Source organism: Variovorax sp. 10N432 (assembly GCF_056394465.1).
The window spans coordinates 117,579-138,842 of the sequence record NZ_JBFTHX010000013.1; the positions used below are offsets into that span (position 1 = coordinate 117,579).

General features: G+C 69.6%; 12 protein-coding genes. 8 read left to right on the forward strand and 4 right to left on the reverse strand.

The window, feature by feature from the left end; all coding sequences use genetic code 11:
- The first annotated feature begins 1 nt into the window (after window position 1).
- From ppc to AC1DF3_RS17230, 3 genes are all read left to right on the forward strand, one after another.
- Window positions 2–2,848 (forward strand): phosphoenolpyruvate carboxylase, encoded by a 2,847-nt coding sequence (gene ppc / locus AC1DF3_RS17220; protein ID WP_478140292.1) that lies wholly within the window; start codon window positions 2–4, stop codon window positions 2,846–2,848.
- Between the two features lie 152 nt (window positions 2,849–3,000).
- Window positions 3,001–3,219 (forward strand): hypothetical protein, encoded by a 219-nt coding sequence (locus AC1DF3_RS17225; protein WP_286536932.1) that lies wholly within the window; start codon window positions 3,001–3,003, stop codon window positions 3,217–3,219.
- Window positions 3,216–11,384 carry a glycoside hydrolase family 94 protein gene (locus tag AC1DF3_RS17230; protein ID WP_478140293.1) on the forward strand — a complete coding sequence of 2,723 codons (8,169 nt, stop codon included), beginning with the start codon at window positions 3,216–3,218 and terminating at the stop codon, window positions 11,382–11,384. The genes AC1DF3_RS17225 and AC1DF3_RS17230 overlap by 4 nt, the downstream gene beginning before the upstream one ends.
- 12 nt (window positions 11,385–11,396) lie before the next feature.
- On the opposite strand, the gene AC1DF3_RS17235 is transcribed toward AC1DF3_RS17230, so the two are convergent.
- The 3 genes from AC1DF3_RS17235 to AC1DF3_RS17245 are packed head-to-tail and all read right to left on the reverse strand — an operon-like array spanning window position 11,397 to window position 14,412.
- Complete coding sequence (locus AC1DF3_RS17235; RefSeq protein WP_478140294.1) at window positions 11,397–12,575, reverse strand: AI-2E family transporter; 1,179 nt, start codon at window positions 12,573–12,575, stop codon at window positions 11,397–11,399.
- On the reverse strand, window positions 12,572–13,321 hold the full coding sequence (locus AC1DF3_RS17240) for a LytR/AlgR family response regulator transcription factor (RefSeq protein ID WP_301804718.1): 750 nt from the start codon (window positions 13,319–13,321) through the stop codon (window positions 12,572–12,574). The genes AC1DF3_RS17235 and AC1DF3_RS17240 overlap by 4 nt, the downstream gene beginning before the upstream one ends.
- A gap of 2 nt (window positions 13,322–13,323) precedes the next feature.
- Entirely contained in the window at window positions 13,324–14,412 is a 1,089-nt protein-coding gene (locus AC1DF3_RS17245) for a sensor histidine kinase (RefSeq protein WP_478140326.1), read from the reverse strand.
- Window positions 14,413–14,461: 49 nt separating this feature from the next.
- On the opposite strand from AC1DF3_RS17245, the gene argH reads away from it, so the two are divergent.
- The 5 genes from argH (at window position 14,462) to AC1DF3_RS17270 (ending at window position 20,109) form a co-directional block, all read left to right on the forward strand.
- Window positions 14,462–15,859, forward strand: a complete 1,398-nt coding sequence (argH, locus tag AC1DF3_RS17250; RefSeq protein WP_286536928.1) for an argininosuccinate lyase — start codon at window positions 14,462–14,464, stop codon at window positions 15,857–15,859.
- A 174-nt stretch (window positions 15,860–16,033) separates the two neighbouring features.
- Window positions 16,034–16,876, forward strand: a complete 843-nt coding sequence (locus AC1DF3_RS17255) for a glycosyltransferase family 2 protein (protein WP_286536927.1) — start codon at window positions 16,034–16,036, stop codon at window positions 16,874–16,876.
- A 22-nt stretch (window positions 16,877–16,898) separates the two neighbouring features.
- Window positions 16,899–17,870: a UDP-glucuronic acid decarboxylase family protein gene (locus AC1DF3_RS17260; RefSeq protein ID WP_286536926.1), complete on the forward strand. Its 972-nt coding sequence runs from the start codon at window positions 16,899–16,901 to the stop codon at window positions 17,868–17,870.
- 4 nt (window positions 17,871–17,874) lie between these two features.
- The gene (locus AC1DF3_RS17265) at window positions 17,875–19,248 is read left to right on the forward strand and encodes a UDP-glucose dehydrogenase family protein (RefSeq protein ID WP_286536925.1); all 1,374 of its coding nucleotides are present in this window, start codon (window positions 17,875–17,877) and stop codon (window positions 19,246–19,248) included.
- Between the two features lie 87 nt (window positions 19,249–19,335).
- Window positions 19,336–20,109 carry an SGNH/GDSL hydrolase family protein gene (locus tag AC1DF3_RS17270; RefSeq protein WP_478140295.1) on the forward strand — a complete coding sequence of 258 codons (774 nt, stop codon included), beginning with the start codon at window positions 19,336–19,338 and terminating at the stop codon, window positions 20,107–20,109.
- Here the strand turns inward: AC1DF3_RS17270 and opgC are convergent.
- The gene (gene opgC / locus AC1DF3_RS17275; protein ID WP_286536923.1) at window positions 20,086–21,231 is read right to left on the reverse strand and encodes an OpgC domain-containing protein; all 1,146 of its coding nucleotides are present in this window, start codon (window positions 21,229–21,231) and stop codon (window positions 20,086–20,088) included. The genes AC1DF3_RS17270 and opgC overlap by 24 nt on opposite strands.
- Window positions 21,232–21,264 lie beyond the last annotated feature (33 nt).

Consider the following 21,264-nt stretch of genomic DNA (forward strand, 5'->3'; position numbering starts at 1 on the left):
AATGAAGACGAGCCCCGCACCGGTTGCCGCGAAGCGCCGGACCCGTGACGAAGACCTGCCGCTGATTGCTGACATCCGGCTGCTCGGGCGCATCCTGGGCGATGTGATCCGCGAACAGGAAGGCGACGAGAGCTACGCGCTGGTCGAGAAGATCCGCACCCTGTCGGTGGCCTTCCGGCGCGATGCCGACCATGCCGCGGACCGGGCCCTGAAGAACGTGCTGAAAGGGCTCAGCGCGGCCGAGACCGTGAGCGTGATCCGCGCCTTCACCTACTTCAGCCACCTGGCCAACCTGGCGGAGGACCGGCACCAGATCCGCCGGCGCACCGAGGCCGAGCGCGCGGGCGAGAGCGCCGAGGGCAGTCTGGAGACGGCGCTGGCGCGCATCCGCAAGGCCGGCATCAAGCCCGAGGCGGTGGTCGAGTCGCTGGCCCACAGCTATGTCTCGCCGGTGCTCACGGCGCACCCGACAGAAGTGCAGCGCAAGAGCATCCTGGACGCCGAGCGCGCCATCGCGCAGCTGCTCACGGCGCGCGACGAGATCGCGCTGCGCCAGCGCGCCTTCGCCGGGAGCAAGGACGCGCTGACGCCCATCGAGTACGCCGACAACGAACGCCAGATGCGCACCCGCGTGACCCAGCTGTGGCAGACGCGCCTGCTGCGCTTTTCGAAGCTCACCGTGGCCGACGAGATCGAGAACGCGCTGAGCTACTACGAGGCCACCTTCCTGCGCGAGATTCCGCGCGTCTATGCCGAGCTCGAGAAGGCCCTGGCCCATGGCAGCAGCGTGCCTGCGGTGGCGCCGTTCCTGCGCATGGGCCAGTGGATCGGCGGCGATCGCGACGGCAATCCCAACGTGACCGCCGAGACCCTCGAATACGCCCTCAAGCGCCAGAGCGAACTGGCGCTGCGCCACTACCTCACCGAACTGCACTACCTCGGCGGCGAACTGTCGCTGTCGGCCGGGCTGGTCGACGTCTCGATCGAGATGCAGGCGCTGGCCGAGCGCTCGCCCGACAAGAACGAGCACCGGGTCGACGAGCCCTACCGCCGGGCGCTGACCGGCATGTACGCGCGGCTCGCCGCCACCTTGCGCGAGCTCACGGGCGGCGAGGCCGCGCGCCACGCGGTGCGGCCGCAGAACCCCTACGCCACGGCCGAGGAACTGCTGGCCGACCTGCACACCATCGAGGAGTCGCTGGCCGACAAGCACGGCAGCGTGCTCGCCGCGCCGCGCCTGCATCCGCTGATCCGGGCGGTCGAGGTATTCGGCTTCCACCTGGCGACCGTCGACCTGCGCCAGAGCTCCGACAAGCACGAAGCGGTGGTGGCCGAGCTGCTGGCCACCGCACGCATCGAGCCGGCCTACGCCGCGCTGTCCGAAGAGGACAAGCAGGCGCTGCTGCTGCGCCTGCTCGACGACGCCCGGCCGCTGCGCGTGCCCGACGCCGATTACTCCGCGCTCGCCAGGAGCGAGCTCGCGATCTTCGCCGCCGCCCGCACCGCGCGGGCGCGCTTCGGCACCGCGGCGATCCGCCACTACATCATCAGCCACACCGAGACCGTGAGCGACCTGCTGGAGGCGCTGCTGCTCCAGAAGGAAGTGGGCCTGCTGCGCGGCACGCTCGCCGACAACGCCACCTGCGACCTGATCGTCGTGCCGCTGTTCGAAACCATCGAGGACTTGCGCAACGCGGCGCCGATCGTGCGCGCCTTCTACGCGCTGCCGGGCATCCACGCGCTGATCCAGCGCTCGGGCGCCGAGCAGGACGTGATGCTGGGCTACAGCGACAGCAACAAGGACGGCGGCATCTTCACCAGCAACTGGGAGCTGTACCGCGCCGGGCTGGCGCTGGTGGCGCTGTTCGACGACCTCAATGCGCACAGCGGGGTGGCGATCCGGCTGCGGATGTTCCATGGCCGCGGCGGCACCGTGGGGCGCGGCGGCGGTCCGAGCTACCAGGCGATCCTCGCGCAGCCGCCGGGCACGGTGCGCGGGCAGATCCGGCTGACCGAACAGGGCGAGGTGATCGGCTCGAAGTACGCCAACAGCGAGATCGGCCGCCGCAACCTCGAGACGCTGGTGGCCGCGACGCTCGAGGCCACGCTGCTGCCGACCGCCAAGGCCGCGCCCGCCACCTTCGTCGCCGCGGCGGCCGAACTGTCGGCGGCCAGCATGGCCGCGTACCGCGCACTGGTCTACGAGACGCCGGGCTTCGGCGACTACTTCTTCAGCGCCACGCCGATCCGCGAGATCGCCGAACTCAACATCGGCTCGCGCCCGGCCTCGCGCAATCCGAGCCGCAGCATCGAGGACCTGCGCGCCGTACCCTGGAGCTTCAGCTGGGGCCAGTGCCGCCTGACGCTGCCCGGCTGGTATGGCTTCGGCTCGGCGATCGAGCGCTTCCTCGCGCAGGCGGCCAACCCGGCCGCGCGCAAGGAACGCCAGGCGCTGCTGCAGCGCATGTACGCGCAGTGGCCCTTCTTTCGCACCTTGCTGTCGAACATGGACATGGTGCTGGCCAAGAGCGACCTGGCCCTGGCCTCGCGCTACTCGGAGCTGGTGGCCGAGAAGAAGCTGCGGCAGAAGGTGTTCTCGATGATCGAGGCCGAATGGCACCGCACCTCCGACGCGCTGACCTTGATCACCGGCGCCAGGCAGCGCCTGGAAGGCAACGCCGACATGCAGCGTTCGATCCGGCACCGCTTCCCCTACATCGATCCGCTGCACCACCTGCAGGTCGAGCTGATGCGCCGCTACCGCGCGGGCCAGGTCGACGAGCGGCTGCAGAAGGGCATCCACATGTCGATCAACGGGGTGGCGGCGGGCCTGCGCAACACCGGCTGAACTGGCGCGAGCGGACACTGTCCGCGATCTCCTACACCTATTCACGGCCAAGCGGAAATAAAGGCCATGGCAGAGGGAGTACCCTGACCCCCACGTTCACAGCTCTCGCAATCGCGCGGCGGCTTCAGGGTCGTTCACAGGAAAACTCCGCCATGTCATCCCCGCAATCGCTTGTCCGTTCCCCGATCGACTTCGTCAGCGGCGACTTCGACGCGCTGGCTTCGCACATGCGGCATTGCGCACGGGCCCAGGGACGATGGTTCGCGGTCCGCAGCCATCTGCAGCAGGTGCGATCCGTCGTCGCTGGCCGCATCGTGACCATGGCCTGCGTGGCCGGCGTGCTCGCCATCGGACTGTTCGCGTTCGCTTGAGTGCCGCGGCGGTCGTCGACCGGCTCGACACCCTCAGTCAGTACGCGCGCGCCCTCCTGCTCGGGCCGCACGAGCCGGTCGAAGCGCCGATCCGCGCCGAGCTGTTCGGCGCCCAGCGTTTCGCACAGCACGGCCACAGCCTGGCACGGGCGCAGGTGGTGCAATCCGCAGATGCGCGCGGCGACGGCCACCCCTTCTTTCCGCGGGTCGACAAGAACCTCGACTCGCTGCGCAGCGCCTACGACTACATCGCGCTGATCTCGCGCAGCGGGCGCTATGTGTCGCCAGCGGCCGAATGGCTGCTCGACAACTTCCACCTGGTCGAGGCGCAGCTGCAGCAGATCCGCGAAGGCGTGCCGCGCCGCTACTACGCGCGCCTGCCGAAGCTCGCGGTGCCGCCGCTGGCCGGGCTGCCGCGTGTCTACGGGATCGCCTGGGCCTACGTGGCGCACACCGACAGCGTCCTCAACAAGACGCTGTTCACGGCTTTCCTGGATGCCTACCAGGACATCAACGAGCTCACGCTCGGCGAACTGTGGGCGCTGCCGACCACCCTGCGCGTGGTGCTGCTCGAGAACCTGCGCCGGGTCGCCGAAAGCATCGCGGAGAACAAGGTCGCGCGCGAAGTGGCGCACGCGGCCTGGGACGCGGCCGATTCGCTGTCGTCGCACGAACTCGACGTGCTGTATCGCGCACTGCAGAGCCGCGGCATGCAGGACAGCTACCTGACCCAGCTCTGGCAACGGCTGCCGGTCGAACAGGGCGAGCATCCGCCCGCGCTCGTCAAGTGGTGCGAGCAGCACTGCCCGAACGGCCCGGCGCTGATCGCCGACGCCCAATCCGCGCAGGCGGCGGCCAACCTCACGGTCGGCAACATCATCACGACGCTGCGCATGATCGGCCAAGTCGACTGGGCCGACCTGATCGAGCCCGTGAGCCGCTCGCTGCGGGTGCTGCGCGAGCTGCCGAGCTTCGGCAGCGAGAGCGAAATCACGCGCCAGCAGATCACGCAGGCGATGGAACAGGTGGCGCGAAGCACCAGGCAAACGGAGCGCGAGGTGGCGCAGGCCGTGGTCGGACTGGCGCTGCAGGCCGCCGCCGATGCCGACGTCCCCGAAGTCGCGCAGCCGGCCCGCGGGTCGAGCGCCGAACGGACGGCCGGCTACTACCTGTTCGGTGAAGGCCGCCCGGAACTGGTCGCCGCGCTCGCACCGGCACGCAGCGATGACAAGGCCGCGGCGGTGCGGCACCGCCGCCAGCCCCGCAACTGGCGCCTGGCGCTCTACCTGGCGGCCATCGCCACCGGCACCTCGCTGCTGCTGGCCGCCGCGGTCCACGGTCTGAATCGCAACGGCTGGCCCGACGCCGCCTGGACCGCGGTGGTGGCGCTGGTGCTGCTCGCCTGGCCGCTGTCCGAAGCGGTGATCGCGCTGGTGCACCGCATCGTCGCGGAATCGACCCGGGTCCGGGCCCTGCCAAGGCTCGAATTCGCCGACGGCATTCCGCCGGCGCACCGCGTGCTGGTCGTGGTGCCTTCGATGCTGAGTTCGATCGAGGCGAACGCGCAGCTGGCCCGGCGGCTCGAGCTGCACTGGCTCGCCAACCGCGAAGACCAGGCCCAGTTCGCGCTGCTCACCGACTGGGCCGATGCCGACCAGGCGTCGATGCCCGGCGATTCGCTGCTGCTGGACGACGCCCTGCGCCGGATCGGCGCGCTCAACGACACCTATCCCGGCGCCGGCGCGCGCTTCCTGCTGCTGCACCGGCCGCGCACCTGGTCCGAGACCGAGCAGCGGTGGATGGGCTGGGAGCGCAAGCGCGGCAAGCTCGAGATGCTGCTGCGCCTGCTGGCCACCGGCGACGCCAGCGGCTTCGTGGCGGAAGCCGGCGGCGCCGGGCTCGCCGACCGCATTCCCTACGTGATGACGCTCGACAGCGACACCGGCCTGCCCCCCGGTACGCTGCGCGAGCTGGTGGCGGTGGCGGCGCACCCGCTGAACGCGCCGCAGACCGACCCCGCCGGCCGGCGCGTCACGGCCGGCTTCGGCATCTTTCAGCCGCGCATCGTCACACCGTTCCCGGAGCGCGAGGAGCGCTCCCCGTTTCACTGGATGTTCGCCGGCCAGTGCGGCCTCGACCCCTACAGCAACAGCGCCTCCGACATCTACCAGGACGTCTTCGGCACCGGTTCCTTCACCGGCAAGGGGCTGCTCGACGTCCAGGCGGTGCACGCCACGCTCGACCGCCGGCTGCCCGACGGCGCGGTGCTGAGCCACGACCTGCTCGAAGGCACGGTGGCGCGCTGCGCCGTGGTGAGCGACCTGGTGCTGGTCGAGGACCATCCGCATCACGCCGGCGTGGCCGCCTCGCGCGTGCATCGCTGGACCCGCGGCGACTGGCAGCTGCTGCCGCTGATGCTGCGCCCGTGGCGCTTCGGCATCGACGCACTCGGGCTCTGGAAGATGTGCGACAACCTGCGGCGCGCCCTGGTGGTGCCGGCCTCGGCGGCGCTGCTCGCCTGGGTCCTCTTCACGGACGCACTGCCACTGTCGTGGGCGTTCGCCGCCGTGGCATCGGCCCTGGTGCTCGGCCCGCTGCTCGGGGCGCTGGCGGGACTGGTGCCGACCCGACGCTCGATCGAGCTGCCGCATTTCTTCGATGTCGGCGGCACCGAACTGCTGCGCGCGATGGCCGGCGCGTGCTGGCAGTTCGTGCAGCTGGCGGCGCAGGCACGCCTGCTTCTGGACGCCAGCGCGCGGGCCGCATGGAGGCTGCTGGCCAGCCGGCGGCATCTGCTCGAATGGACCACTGCCGCGCAGGCCCAGGCGCAGGCGCGCTACGCGTTGATCGATTTCGTGCGCGGCTCGGCGCTCAGCAGCGCAGCCTGCATCGCGCTCGCGCTGGCATCGCTCCGGAGCCCGCACCCCTGGCTCGGCGCCTCGCTCTTCGCGCTGTGGGCGCTGGCCCCGCTGGCGGCCTGGTGGAGCAGCCGCACACCGACCGGGTCCGCGAGCACCCTCGAACCCGAGCACCAGCGCTATCTCGAGACACTGGCACGCGACTGCTGGCGTTTCTTCGAGCATGTCGTCGGCCCCGAAGACAATCACCTGCCGCCCGACAACCTGCAGTTCGAGCCCGAGCCGACCGTCGCGCACCGCACCTCGCCGACCAACATCGGCATGTACCTGCTGGCCTGCTGCTGCGCCCGGGAGTTCGGCTGGATCGGCACCCCGGCGCTGGCCGGGCGGCTGGCCGCCACGCTCGACGCCATCGACCGGCTCGACAAGCACCAGGGCCATCTCTACAACTGGTATGACACCCGGAACCTGCAGAAGCTGCCGCCGGCCTATGTGTCCAGTGTCGACAGCGGCAACCTCGCCGGCCACCTGATCGCCGTGGCACAGGCCTGCCGCGGCTTCGCCGCCGAAGGCAGCGACGCATCCGAGGCCGCAGCGCTCGAGGCGCTCGCCGTGCGCTGCGAGACCCTCTGCGCCGGGATGGACTTCAGCGGCCTCTACGACACCAAGCGCCACCTGTTCCACATCGGGCTGCGGGTCGACGACAACCTGCTCGATGCCAGCTACTACGACCTGCTGGCCTCCGAGGCGCGCCTGCTGAGCTTCCTCGCGATCGCCAAGGGCGACGTGCCGCGGCGCCACTGGATGGCGCTCGGGCGGCCGTTCCTGTCGGTCGGCGTGCTGCCGGGGCTCAAGTCCTGGTCGGGTTCGATGTTCGAGTACCTGATGCCCACGCTGGTGATGGCCGAGCCCGAGGGCGGGCTGCTCGAGGTCGCGATGCGCGCCGCGATCGGCGAGCAGCAGGTCTTCGGCAACGCCCAGGGCCTGCCCTGGGGCGTCTCCGAATCCGCCTACTTCGCGCAGGACCATTCGCTCGCCTACCAGTACTCGCCCTTCGGCGTGCCGCGGCTCGCACTGCGCCGCACGCCGCCGGCCGACCGCGTGGTGGCGCCCTATGCCAGCGCCATGGCGGCGGCGATCGCGCCGGTCGACGCGGTCGCCAACCTGCGCCGGCTCGAATCGCTCGGGGCGCGCGGGGAGTTCGGCTTCTACGACGCGGTCGACTTCACGGTCTCGCGCCAGACCGATGGCCAGGCCTTCACCGTGGTGCGCAACGTGATGGCGCATCACCAGGGCATGTCGCTGGTGGCCTTGTGCAACGCGGTGCGCGGCGGCGCGGCGCGGCGCTGGTTCGGCAGCGCGCCGCTGGTGCAGGCGCACGCCTCCCTGCTGCATGAGCGCACGCCGCGCCAGATCATCGGCAGCGCCGATCCGCGCACGCCGCCCGAGCCGGCCACCGGCGAGGCGGCGCCGGTGTTCCAGCCGCGCACGGTCGATCCGATGGGCGCCGGCTTCCAGCCGACCCATCTGCTGTCGAACGGCCGCTACACGGTGGCGCTGCGCGCCAACGGCGCTGGCGTCAGCCGATGGCGTTCGTTCAACGTCAGCCGCTGGCGCGACGATCCGCTGCGCGACGGCTACGGCAGCTTCTTCTATGTGCGCGACACACAGACCCACGCGCTGGCCTCGCTGACCGCGCTCCCGGCGCCGGGCCCCGGCTGGCGCTACGGCGCGCGCTTCCTGGCCGACCAGGTGCAGTTCGAAGCCAGCGGCCCGGGCCTGCAGGCGCGAACCACGGTGCTGATCAGCCCCGAGGACGACACCGAGCTGCGCACCGTCGAACTGCACAACACGGGCAGCGAGGCCCGCATCCTCGAACTGATCTCGTACTTCGAGCCGGTGCTGTCGAACCCGAAGGCCGACGAGGCCCATCCGGCCTTCGCCAACCTGTTCGTCGAGAGCCGCTGGGAGCCGGGCTGGCGCGCGCTGCTGATGGCACGCAAGCCGCGCCTGCACGGCGACCCGGTGGTGGCCGCCGCGCACTTCGTCGCCGCGGTCGATGCGCAGGTGCTGGCGGTGGACTGCATGACCGACCGCCGCGCCTTCATCGGACGCAACCGCACCTTGGCCGAGCCCGCGCTCGACGCCCAGCCGCTGGCCGCCGACGGCACGCCGGTCAACGGGCTCGACCCGATCGCCTGCCTGCGGGTCACGCTGTCGGTCGCGCCGGGCGCCAGCGCGCGCCTGACCTTCGCGACCGCGGCCGGCGACAGCATCGAGACGCTGATGCCCTGCATCGACCGCTACCTGCAACCGATGCACGTGGAGCGCGCGACCCGGATGGCCGCCACCTTGGCGCAGGTGCGGCTGCGCGACCTCAGCATCGACCCGGCGAAGAATCTCGCGCTGCAGGACCTCACGACCATCCTGACCTACACCACGCCGCGCACCATGCGCGATCGCGGCCTGATCGACCTGCGCCAGATCTGGCGCTTCGGCATCTCGGGCGACAAGCCGATCGTGCTCGTGACGATCCATTCGACGGCCGGCGTGGGCCTGGTCGACACCTTGCTGCGGGCCCAGCCCTGGTGGGGCTTCGGCGGCGTCGCCTGCGACCTGGTGGTGATCAACGGCGAGCCACACTCCTACCTGATGCCGCTGCAGCGCGACATCGAGGCACTGCGCAGCCGGGTCGCGCAGCAGACTCAGAACAGCTTCCCGCGCAATGATGCGGCCGGCTTTTACCTGCTGCGCGATGCCGAACTGACGCCGGCCGAGAAGGCCGCGCTGTCGAGCCTGGCGCGGGCTGTCTTCACGGCCGACGGACGGACGCTGGAGTCCCAGGTGGCGGCGCTGCGCGAATCGGCGGGCCCGCCGTCCGAAGGCGCGGCGGCGAGGCCGCCGCTGGCGATCGCCCGGCTTCCCGCGATGGCGCACCTGGCCGACGCGGCGAGCGCGCCGCAAGGCGCCTTCGATGCGCAGAGCGGGGAATTCCGCTTCGAGGTCGACGTCAATCGCCGCACCGCGCGGCCGTGGGTCAATGTCATCGCCAACCCGAGCTTCGGCTTCCAGGTCTCCGAAGCCGGCACCGGCTACACCTGGGCCACCAACAGCCGCCTGCACCAGGTCACGCCCTGGTCCAACGATCCGGTCCAGGACCCGGCCTTCGAGCACTACCTGCTGCAGGACCTCGACAGCCGCGAACTGCTGCCGCTGACGCCGGCCGGCCGGGGCGGCGCCGCGGCCAGGCATCGCGTGCGGCACGGCCAGGGCTACACGGTGTTCGAATGCCTGCACCGCAACGTGGTGCTCGAGACCACCTTCTTCGCCGATCGCGAGGAGCGCATCAAGCTGGTCCAGGTGAAGGTGCGCAACGAAGGCGTCGGCGCGCGCCGGCTGCGCGCCGTCGCGATGGTCGAGTGGCAGCTCGGCGCGGCCCGCGGCGAACGGCGCACGGTCCACACCTGGAAGCCCGAAGACCTGCCCGCCGTGTTCGGTCAGCAGCGCGAATCGAGTGCCGGCTTCGGCGGCAGCAGTGGCTTTGTCGCCATCGCCGGCCTCGGCGGGGCCACCCAATGGACCAGCGACCGCAGCGAGTTCTTCGCCGGGCGCGGCAGCATCGAGCTGCCCGACAGCCTGGCCGGGCGAGCCGGCAGCGGCCTCGATGCCTGCGCGGCGGTGGCCGGCGAGTTCAGCCTGGCGGCCGGCGCCAGCACCAGCTTCTGCTTCATGCTGGGACATGCCGACAGCGCCGAGGCCGCCGTCGACATGGCGCGGCGCTGGCAGCAGCGCGACATCGGCGAAGCGCTGGCGCAGGCACGCGGCTTCTGGGACGAACTGCTGGGCCGGCTGCAGGTGAGCACCCCCGACCCGTTGTTCGACGCCATGGTCAACCGCTGGCTGGTGTACCAGACGCTGTCCTGCCGCCTCTGGGCCAAGGCGGGCTTCTACCAGGCCGGCGGCGCCTTCGGCTTCCGCGACCAGCTGCAGGACGCGATGGCCTTCGCGCTGACCGACCCGCTGCGCCTGCGCGAGCAGATCCTCGTCAACGCGGCGCGGCAATTCCCCGAGGGCGACGTCCAGCACTGGTGGCACATGCCCGGCGGCGCCGGCGTGCGCACGCATTTCTCGGACGACCTGCTGTGGCTGCCCTTCGCCGCCGCCCACTACGTCGAAGTCAGTGCGGACCGCTCGCTGCTCGACGAGCGCGTGTCATTTCTCGACGGCCCGGTGATCCCCGAGGGTGCCGAGGACGCCTACTACCCGCCGCGCACCAGCGAGCAGAGCGCGAGCGTCTACGAGCACGGCGCCCGCGCGATCGACAAGAGCCTCGCGACCGGCCTGCACGGGCTGCCGCTGATGGGCACCGGCGACTGGAACGACGGCATGAACCGGGTCGGCCACGAAGGCCGCGGCGAGTCGGTCTGGCTGGCCTGGTTCCTGTGCAGCGTGGTCGAGCGTTTCGCCCCCTTCGCGCTGGCACGCGGCGAGGGCGAGCGCGCGAAGCGCTGGCTGGCCGCCCGGCAGGGATGGATCACCGCGCTGCACGCCGCCGGCTGGGATGGCGCCTGGTTCCGGCGCGCCTTCTTCGACAACGGCGCGCCGCTCGGCTCGTCGATCAACGACGAATGCGCGATCGACCTGATCGCGCAGGCCTGGTCGGTGCTCTCCGGTGCCTCGGACCAGACACACACGGGGGTGGCCCTGGCGTCCATGAAGTCGCACCTTCACGACGAACGCCTCGGCCTGATGCGGCTGCTGGATCCGCCGCTCGCGCATTCGCCGAACAACCCGGGGTACATCCAGGCCTACCCGCCCGGCGTGCGCGAGAACGGCGGCCAGTACGCGCACGCCGCCGTGTGGGCGCTCATGGCGCAGGCCCTGAATGGCGACACCGAAGGCGCATGGGACACCTTCGAGGGACTGAGCCCCGCACACCGCGCGCGCCATCCGGAGCGCGGCCCGCTCTACGAGATCGAGCCCTACGTGATGGCGGGCGACATCTACAGCGCCGCACCCTACGCAGGCCGGGGCGGCTGGAGCTGGTACACGGGCTCGGCCGCATGGCTGCACCGGGCGGCGGTAGAGACGCTGCTGGGCCTCTCGGTGCGCGGCGACCAGCTCGCACTGACGCCGCGCGTGCCGGCCCACTGGCCGGGTTTCGAGATCGCGCTGCGGTTGGCCGGCAAGCGATTCACGCTGCGGTTCGGGGAATCGGGAACGGCGCCGGCGACGCACCGGGCGGCGATCGGCGAATGGGTGATCTGGCGGATGTGGCCGCAGGACGCGATCGTGCAGATCGGCTGAGCGGCGCCCGGCTCAATCCCCCAGCAGTTCCCCGATCGGCTCCAGGTCTTCGACGTGGTCGCAGACCGCCTTGACGACCATCATGATCGGGATGCCCAGCAGCAGGCCCCAGATGCCCCACAGCCAGCCCCAGAAGATCACGCCGACGAACACCGCCACCGGGTTCATGCGGCTGGTCTTGCTGGTGAGGAATGGCACCAGCAGGTTGCCGATCAGCGTGTGAATGACCAGCGAGGTGCCGCCGACCAGCAGTGCCATCTCGATGCCGTTGAACTGCAGGAAGGCGACCAGTCCGGCGGTGGCCATCACGATCACCGAGCCGATGTAGGGAATCAGGTTGGTGACCGCGGCCACGATGCCCCAGACCGCCGCGTTCTCGAGGCCGATCGCCCAGAACGCGAGGCCAGTGGCGACGCCCACCATGGCGCTGGTGAGGATCTGCACCAGCAGGTAGCGCTCGATATGGCCCGTGATGTCGTCGAGCACGTGGACCGTGATCTTCTTTTTCTGCAGGCTGGGTCCCGTGATCTTGACCAGCTTGCGGCGGAAGGTGTCGCCGCTGCCGAGCGCGAAGAAGGTCAGGAAGGCCACCAGCGTGAGCTGGCCGGCGGCGCCGATCAGCCCGACCGTGCCGCTCCACAGGTAGTCGCGCACGTTGAAAGACGGCCGCTCGATCATCACCCGCGCCACGCCCTTGCGCGAAGCCACCTTGGCCGAGTTCTCCTCGGCCGCCTGCTCGAGCTGCGCCGCGGCCTTCTGGACGGTGTCGAGCGTGCTGGGATCGGCGCCGCGGGCGTCGGTGCGCATCGCGAGGCGCAGCTTCTGCGCCGCGAGGGGCAGCGAATCGACCAGCGCGCCGGCATTGCCGGCCAGCGTGTAGCCGGTCCAGCCGAAGGCACCGCCGAGGCCGAGCAGGATCACGGCCGCGCCGATCCAGCGCGAGACCTTCCAGCGTTCGAGCCGGTCGACCAGCGGTGCCAGTGCGTAGGTCAGCATGAGGCTCACCAGCAGCGGGATGAAGACCGCCGCCGCCCAGCGCAGCGCGAAGACGCTGGCCAGCACCGCCAGCACCACCAGCGAGGCGCTTCGGACGTCGACCGGCATGTGCAGCATCAGGCGGTCAGGCTCCTGGGCTTCGGCCGCCACGACGGGTTCGGGGGTAACGGGTTCGGGGGTAACGGGCTCGGTCACCGGGCGTCCCTCAGTGCTTCGCGCACGCTCGACAACTGGCGCCGCGACACCATCACAGGCTCGGGAATGCCGTCGAGCCGCAGCGCCCACCCTTCGGCGTCCTCCCCGTCGTCGTATTTCTCGAGGGTGCGGATGGCCGCGCGGGCCACCAGCGCGTTGCGATGGACCCGGACGAAGCGGGCCGGGTAGCGCTCCTCGAGCTCGGCCAGCGAACCGTCGAAGATGTGGCTGCGCGAGGCGGTCCGCACCGTCAGGTACTTGAGCTCCGACTTGAGATACAGGATCTCCGACAGCGGCACCCGCTCGGTGCGCCCGCGGTCCTGGATCAGCAGCACGTCCTGCGGCTCGGCGACCGGCGACCGCCGCTCCTTCAGGTAGCGCTCGGCCTTCTGCAGCGCCTGCTGCAGGCGCTCGGCGCGGACCGGCTTGGTCAGGTAGTCGACGGCTTCGAGCTCGAAGGCGGTGACCGCGTGGGCCGCATAGGCGGTCACGAACACCACCGCCGGCGCTGCCGGCCGGGCCCGGATCCGGCGCGCCAGCTCGAGCCCGTCGAGGCCCGGCATGTGGATGTCCAGCAGCACCAGGTCGAAACGGGCGCGGGCCAGCTGGTCGAGGGCGCCTTCGCCATGCGCCGCCTCGGCCACGACTTCGGCCGGCGGCGACTGGCAGTCGGCCAGAAGATTGCGCAGGCGCGAGCGCGCCAGCGATTCGTCGTCGACGATGAGGGTGCGAAGTGGGGGCGACATGCTCATGGTTCAGCAGGAATGGCGATGCGGACGCGATAGCTCTTGTCGTCCATGCCGGCGCTGAACTGCGCCTGCATGTCGTGCAGCAGGCGCAGCCGATCGCGCACGTTGTCCAGCGCGATGCCGTGGCCGCGCGGCAGCGGCGCATCGGCCCAGCGCAGCGGCGGCAGGCTGTTGATGACCTCGATCAGCACCATCGCGCCGCGGCGCTGGGTGCGGATGCGCAGCCGGGCACCCTCGGGGCTCGGCTCGACACCGTGCTTGACCGCGTTTTCGACCAGGGGCTGCAGCAGCAGGGGCGGCAGGCGGGCCCCAAGCGCGTCCGCATCGATGTCCCAGCGCACGCGCAGCCGGTCGCCGAAGCGCACCTGCTCGATCGCCAGGTAGCGTTCGGCCAGCGCGATCTCGTCGGCCAGGGTGACCGACTCGCCCGGGTCGGCCAAGGCCTGGCGGAACAACTCGCTCAGGTCTTCGAGCATGGCCTCGGCCTTGGCCGGTTCCTGCCGGACCAGGGCGATCGCGCTGTTCAAGGTGTTGAAAAGAAAGTGCGGGCGGATCCGCGACTGCAGTTCCGCCAGCCGCGCCGTGGTGGCCGCCGGCGTCTGGCCGCGGGCGCGAAGCGCCAGCGCCGCCATCATCAGCCCGGCCAGCAAGGCGCCGGCCAGCGCGCTGGCCAGCCATGGCGCGCTGCCGACCACGCCCGTCAGCCGCAGCAGGCCGCAGCCATACAGGGCGGCCAGCGCGCCGAGCAAGGCACCGGTCGCATACTGCCCCGGAACCGGCAGCCGGGCCAGCAGGCGCTTCAAGGCGCAGGTGGCGAGCAGCCAGGTCAGCGTGGCCGGCAAGGCGCCGCCGGTGACCGTCGCGGCCAGCAGCAGCCATTCGGACAAGGTCGAGACCGCGAACAGCGTGGTGACCGCCACCACCACCTCGACGAACAGCACCATGCGCAGTACAACCCCGGTCTGGCAGGCGTCGAACAGGGCCCTCGCGGGACGCGCGGGCCCCTTCGCCCTGGCGGTCGAAGGCGTGGCGGGGGGCGTCGCCGGCGACGCCGAAGGGGTGGCCGATAAAATCGACGGGTTGCGCATCGCAGAAACAATGGGTGACAAACCCATTATTGCCTCCCGAACGGTTCCCATGACTCAAAACCAACTCGACAAGAAATCCGAAGCCTGGTCCGCCCTGTTCTCCGAACCGATGAGCGACCTGGTCAAACGCTACACCGCCAGCGTGTTCTTCGACAAGCGGCTGTGGCAGGCGGACATCGAGGGTTCTCTGGCGCATGCCGGCATGTTGGCAGCCCAGGGAATCATCGGCGTGCAGGACCTCGCCGCTATTCAAGGCGGGATGACGCAGATTCGCAACGAAATCGAATCCGGCGCCTTCGACTGGAAGCTCGACCTGGAAGACGTGCACCTCAACATCGAGGCCCGCCTGACCCAGCTGGTCGGCGATGCCGGCAAGCGGCTGCACACCGGCCGCAGCCGCAACGACCAGGTCGCCACCGACGTGCGGCTCTGGCTGCGCGGCGAGATCGACCTGATCGGCGGCCTGCTGGTCGACCTGCAGAAGTCGCTGCTGGCACTGGCCGCGAAGAACGTCGAGGTCATCCTGCCCGGCTTCACCCATCTGCAGGTGGCCCAGCCGGTGAGTTTCGGCCACCACATGCTGGCCTATGTCGAGATGTTCGCGCGCGACGCCGAACGCATGGTCGACGTGCGCCGCCGCGTGAACCGGCTGCCGCTGGGCGCCGCCGCGCTGGCCGGCACCAGCTACCCGCTGGACCGCGAGGCGGTGGCCCGGGCGCTGGGCATGGACGGGGTCTGCCAGAACAGCCTGGACGCGGTGAGCGACCGAGACTTCGCGATCGAATTCACGGCCGCCGCTTCGCTCGCCATGGTCCACATCAGCCGGCTGAGCGAGGAACTGGTGCTGTGGATGAGCCAGTCCTTCGGCTTCATTGACATCGCCGACCGCTTCTGCACCGGCAGTTCGATCATGCCGCAGAAGAAAAACCCGGACGTGCCCGAGCTGGCGCGCGGCAAGACCGGCCGCGTGGTCGGCCACCTGATGGCGCTGATCACGCTCATGAAGGGCCAGCCGCTGGCCTACAACAAGGACAACCAGGAAGACAAGGAGCCGCTGTTCGACACCGTCGACACGCTGAAGGACACGCTGCGGATCTTTGCCGAGATGGTCGGCGGGATCACGGTCAAGCCCGAGGCGATGGAGAAGGCCGCGCTGCGCGGCTACGCCACCGCGACCGACCTGGCCGACTACCTGGTCAAGAAGGGCCTGCCCTTCCGCGACGCCCACGAAACCGTGGCGCACGCGGTCAAGGCGGCGATCTCGCACCAGGTCGATCTGTCGGAGCTGCCGTTGGCGGTGCTGCAGAGCTTCAACCCGACGATCGAGAAGGATGTCTACGACGTGCTGAGCCTGCGCGGCTCGCTGAACGCCCGCGACATCCTCGGCGGCACGGCGCCGGCGCAGGTGCGCCAGCAGATCGCCCGGCACCAGGCCCGGCTGGCCTGACACCCACCGTCGGCACAAACCGTGCAGTCCTACGGCAATAGGCCGACGGACGGAGGGGGTCGACCGTCAGCTATGTTCCTAAATGTAAGAATGTAGTGCTAAAGTTTGGCATGCTTCGCGCTTACGAATTCGGGTGAACCCTGCCTTCGAAGCTGCTTCCAAGCGCCGAACCCCATGGAAAAACACCGCTGCGTCATCGTCATCCTGACCTTCAATTCCGCGTCGATCATTCGCGAGACCGTGGCGCAGGCCAGGAAAGCCAGCCCACACATCGTCGTGGTCGACTCGCATTCGTCGGACGGCACTCCCGCGATCCTCGAGGCGCTGGGCTGCACGGTCATGCAGCGCCCGTTCTCCAACTACAGCGACCAGCGCAACTGGGCCATCGCCCAGGTCGAGGGCAGCTGCGATTGGCAGCTTCACCTCGACGCCGACGAGGTGCTGGACGACCGCGCGGTGGCTGAAATCAGTGCCGTGCTGGCGGGCCAGCCCGCCTTCGATGCCTACATGCTGCGTCGCCGCGACTATTTCATGGGCAGGATGCTGCGCTTCAGCGGCGTCAATCCGTGGCACCTGCGGCTCTTCCGTTCGGGCCTGGGCCGCTGCGAATCGCGGCTCTACGACCAGCACTTCATCAGCAGCGCGAAGCCGGGCCGCCTCGACGGCTTCATGCACGACAAGAACTCGGCCCGCCTGGCCGACTGGATCGCCAGCCACAACCGATGGAGCGATGCCGAGGCCAGGGAAAAGCTCGGCCCCCGCGTCGCCGGAGACAATGTGCTCCAGCCGCGCCTGATGGGCGATGCCCGCGAACGCACCCGCTTCATCAAGGAGCTGTATTACAAGCTGCCGACCGGCATCCGCTCGCTCGGCTATTTCATCTACCGCTACATTTTCCGGCTCGGCTTCCTGGACGGCACCACAGGCTTCTACTTCGCCTTTTTCCAGGCGTTGTGGTTTCGCATGCTGGTCGACGCGAAGATGTACGAGCAACGCCATCAGCACCCAACGAACTGACCTCCCAGGGAGTGACTCTCGCATGCGCAAATACAACGCCTCCAAACGAATGCTGGTCACCGGCGGCGCCGGCTTTCTCGGCAGCCACCTGTGCGACCGCCTCATCGAGCAGGGCCACGACGTGCTGTGCGTCGACAACTTCTTCACCGGCACCAAGCGCAACGTCGAGCACCTGCTCGACCATCCGCGCTTCGAGCTGATGCGGCACGACGTCACTTTTCCGCTGTACGTCGAGGTCGACGAGATCTTCAATCTCGCCTGCCCGGCCTCGCCGATCCACTACCAGCACGATCCGGTGCAGACCACCAAGACCAGCGTGCACGGCGCCATCAACATGCTGGGTCTGGCCAAGCGCGTGCGGGCCAAGATCCTGCAGGCCTCGACCAGCGAGGTCTATGGCGACCCGGAAATCCATCCGCAGGTCGAGTCCTACTGGGGCCGAGTGAACCCGATCGGCCTGCGCAGCTGCTACGACGAAGGCAAGCGCTGCGCCGAGACGCTGTTCTTCGACTACCACCGCCAGCATCAGCTGCGCGTCAAGGTGGTGCGCATCTTCAACACCTACGGGCCGCGGATGCACCTGAACGACGGCCGCGTGGTGTCGAACTTCATCGTCCAGGCGCTGAAGGGCGAGGACATCACGATCTACGGCGACGGCCAGCAGACGCGCAGCTTCTGCTACGTCGACGACCTGCTCGAAGCGATGCTGCGCATGATGGCCACAGGCGACGAGGTGCCGGGCCCGATCAACATCGGCAACCCGGGCGAGTTCTCGATGCTCGAGCTGGCCAACAAGGTGATCGAGCTCACCGGCTCGAAGAGCAAGCTGGTCAGGCAGCCCCTGCCCGCCGACGATCCCAAGCAGCGCCGACCCGACATCTCGCTGGCGCAGCAGGCATTGGGCGGCTGGGAACCGCGCACGCAACTCGAAGAAGGCCTGAAAAAGACAATCGCCTACTTCGACCAGATTCTCTCGGAGCCCGAGTCGGCTTGAACGCATGAACATCACGATCATCGGCACGGGCTATGTCGGCCTGGTCACCGGCGCCTGCCTGGCGGACATCGGCAACAACGTCTTCTGCCTCGACGTCGACGCCAGCAAGATCGCCACCCTCAACGCCGGCGGCATCCCGATCTACGAACCCGGCCTCGAGGCCGTCGTGGAATCGAACGTCGCGGCCAGACGGCTGTCCTTCTCGACCGACATCGAGGCCTCGGTGGCCTTCGGCGACATCCAGTTCATCGGGGTCGGCACGCCGCCCGACGAGGACGGCAGCGCCGACCTCCAGTACGTGCTGGCCGCGGCGCGCAACATCGGCCGCTACATGAACGGCTTCAAGGTCGTGGTCGACAAGTCGACGGTGCCGGTGGGCACGGCCGACAAGGTCACGGCCGTGATCCAGGAGGAACTCGACCGGCGCGGCCGTTCCGACCTCCGGTTCTCGGTCGTCAGCAACCCCGAGTTCCTGAAGGAAGGCGCGGCGGTCGAGGACTTCATGCGGCCCGACCGGATCGTGATCGGCTACAGCGACGACGACAACGGCCGCGAGGCACTGGCCTGGATGCGCCGGCTCTATGCGCCCTTCAACCGCAACCACGAGCGCACCCGGGTGATGGACGTGCGCTCGGCCGAGTTCACCAAGTACGCGGCCAACGCGATGCTGGCCACCCGCATCAGCTTCATGAACGAGCTGGCGAACCTGGCCGACCAGGTCGGCGCCGACATCGAGGCGGTGCGCCAGGGCATCGGCTCCGACCCGCGCATCGGCTACAGCTTCCTGTACGCCGGCACCGGCTACGGCGGCAGCTGCTTTCCGAAGGACATCCAGGCGCTGACCCGGACCGCCCGCGACAACGGAAAGGCGCTGCGGGTGCTCGAAGCGGTCGAGGCGGTCAACGACGACCAGAAGAGCGTGCTGACCAACAAGGTGCTGGCGCGCTTCGGCACCGACCTCGCCGGGCGCACCTTCGCACTCTGGGGACTGGCCTTCAAGCCGAACACCGACGACATGCGCGAGGCGCCGAGCCGGGTCGTGCTCGACGTGCTGCTGCGCGCCGGGGCCCGGGTGGTGGCGCACGATCCGATCGCGATCGAGGAGACCCGGCGCGTGCTGAAGCTGGACTTCGCCGATGCGCCGGCGCTGCTCGACAACGTCCGCTTCGTTTCCGCCAAGGACCCGATGGAGGCCCTGGCCGGCGCCGATGCGCTGATCATCGTCACCGAATGGAAAGCCTACCGCAGCCCCAACCTCGAACGGCTCAAGGCGCTCATGAAGACGCCGGTCGTGTTCGACGGCCGCAACCTCTACGAGCCGGGCACCATGAAAGAGGCCGGCATCGTGTACCAGGGCATCGGCCGCAACAGCCAGTGAGCGGGACGCCCTGACGAGTCGTTACCATTTGCGCCCGCGTCGGCAGGAAGCTGCCAACGGTTTCCGGTCGAAGAACGTTGCTCCCTGATGGTGTCGATGAAAGCTGCTGCCCGCCTTGCCCTTGTCTCCCTCGCGTTCGCGGGCATGCTGGCGGCGCAGGCCGAGCCGCTGCCCGGCAGCGCGGCGCCGGCGCCTGCAGCCACCCCCTCGCCCGCCTACAGCGCCGCGCGCGCCCGCTGGCAGGGCGACCTCGCCGCCTTTGCCGCGGCCGACCGCGAACAGCTGCCCGAGCCGGGCGGCGTGGTCTTCGTCGGCAGTTCCACGATCCGCATGTGGTCGCGCCTTGCGCAAGATTTCAACCAGCAGCCGGTGGTCGTCAACCGGGGCTTCGGCGGCTCGACCATGGCCGACTGCAGCCTGTTCGCCTCCGAGCTCGTGGTGCGCTACCGGCCGCGGCTGGTCCTGGTCTATGCCGGCGACAACGACCTGGCCGAGGGCCGCACGCCGCTGCAGGTGCTCGAAAGCTTTGCCCAGTTCGCGAGCACCGTGCGCGCCGCCCTGCCCGACACCCGCATCGCCTACATCTCGGTCAAGCCCAGCCCCTCGCGCGAAAAGCTGCTGCCCGGCATCCGCGAAACCAACAACGTGATCGGCGCCTACCTGAAGCGGCTGCCCAACAGCGACTACATCGACGTCTTCACGCCGATGCTGGCCGCCGACGGCCGGCCCCGGCCGGAGCTGTTCCGCGGCGACCGGCTGCACCTCAACGACGAGGGCTACCGGCTCTGGCAGTCGGTGATCGCCTCGCACCTGCAGGAAACGACGCCGACCGGGACCTCAGTCGCCCAGGGCGCGCGATAGCGGCAGGGCCGGCGGCTTCTGCCGCCCGTCCCACCAGAGCGTGGCGCGGGCCACGCCGTAGAGCCAGCCGAACACCGTCGCCAGCAGGAGCACGTCGCCCCACCAGGGCCGCGCCGTCTGGCTGTCGCCATAGACCGCCAGCACCAGCAGCACCGCCACCAGGTGAGCGCAAAAGACCGGCAGCGACGCGCTGCCCAGGTCTTCGAGCCACTGCAGGCGGGGAATGCGCCGCATGAAGGCGGGCCCGAAGCGGACCGCCACGATGCCCAGCACCGCCAGGTTGACCAGCCGCAGCGGACCGAGCTGCCACTTGTCGAACAGCAGGTTCAGCTCGACATCGCCGCCGAAGGGCGCCTGGCCGTTGATGCCGTGGTGCCGCCACCAGAATCCGTAGAGCGCAGCCGCGCCGGCGAGCAACACCAGCCAGGGCGGAAAGCGCAGCGGCTGCGCGCCGGGCGCATTGCGGCCGGCCCCGATCCAGAGGCCGGCGAACCAGAGGAACTGCCAGGCGAAGGCGTTGAAGGCGCCCATCTCGTGAAAAGGCACGGCGAGGCCGGTGTGGCGCACGGTCAGGCCGTAGAGCCATTCGCTGAGCCCGAACTGCGCCAGCGCCCACAGGCTGGCGCTGGCCACCATCACGCCGGTCCAGCCATGGCGCAGCGCGAAGGCCAGCACCCAGGGGCTCAGCAGCATGAAGAAGATGTACATCGGAAGAATGTCGAGCAGCGCCGGCTCGTAGATCAGCAGCAGCGAGTACAGGAAGCCCTCGCGCGGATTGGCCAGATAGAACGACAAGAGATTCTTGACCGCCGGCTGGTCGATGCGCAGCCCCACGGCGGAGATGACCGTGAACAGGAACAGGAGCGTCGCGGCCTGGCTCAGGTAGACCTTGAGCGCGCGGCGCCAGAAGGCCCGGCGCATCGATTCGACGCCCTGGGTGCGCGCGATGCGGCTGTAGACCAGTCCGGAGACGAACGCCGACAGCAGCACGAAGCCCTCGGCCGCCGACACGAAGCCGAAGGGCTGTCCGAGCGGGTCGGTCAGCCGGGTCGGCAGGTGGGTGACGGTCATCAGCACGAGCATGAGCCCGCGCAATGCATCGATTTCCCAGTAGCGTTTCATCGGTCGGCGTGATCTGTGAGCGGTACGCGCGAG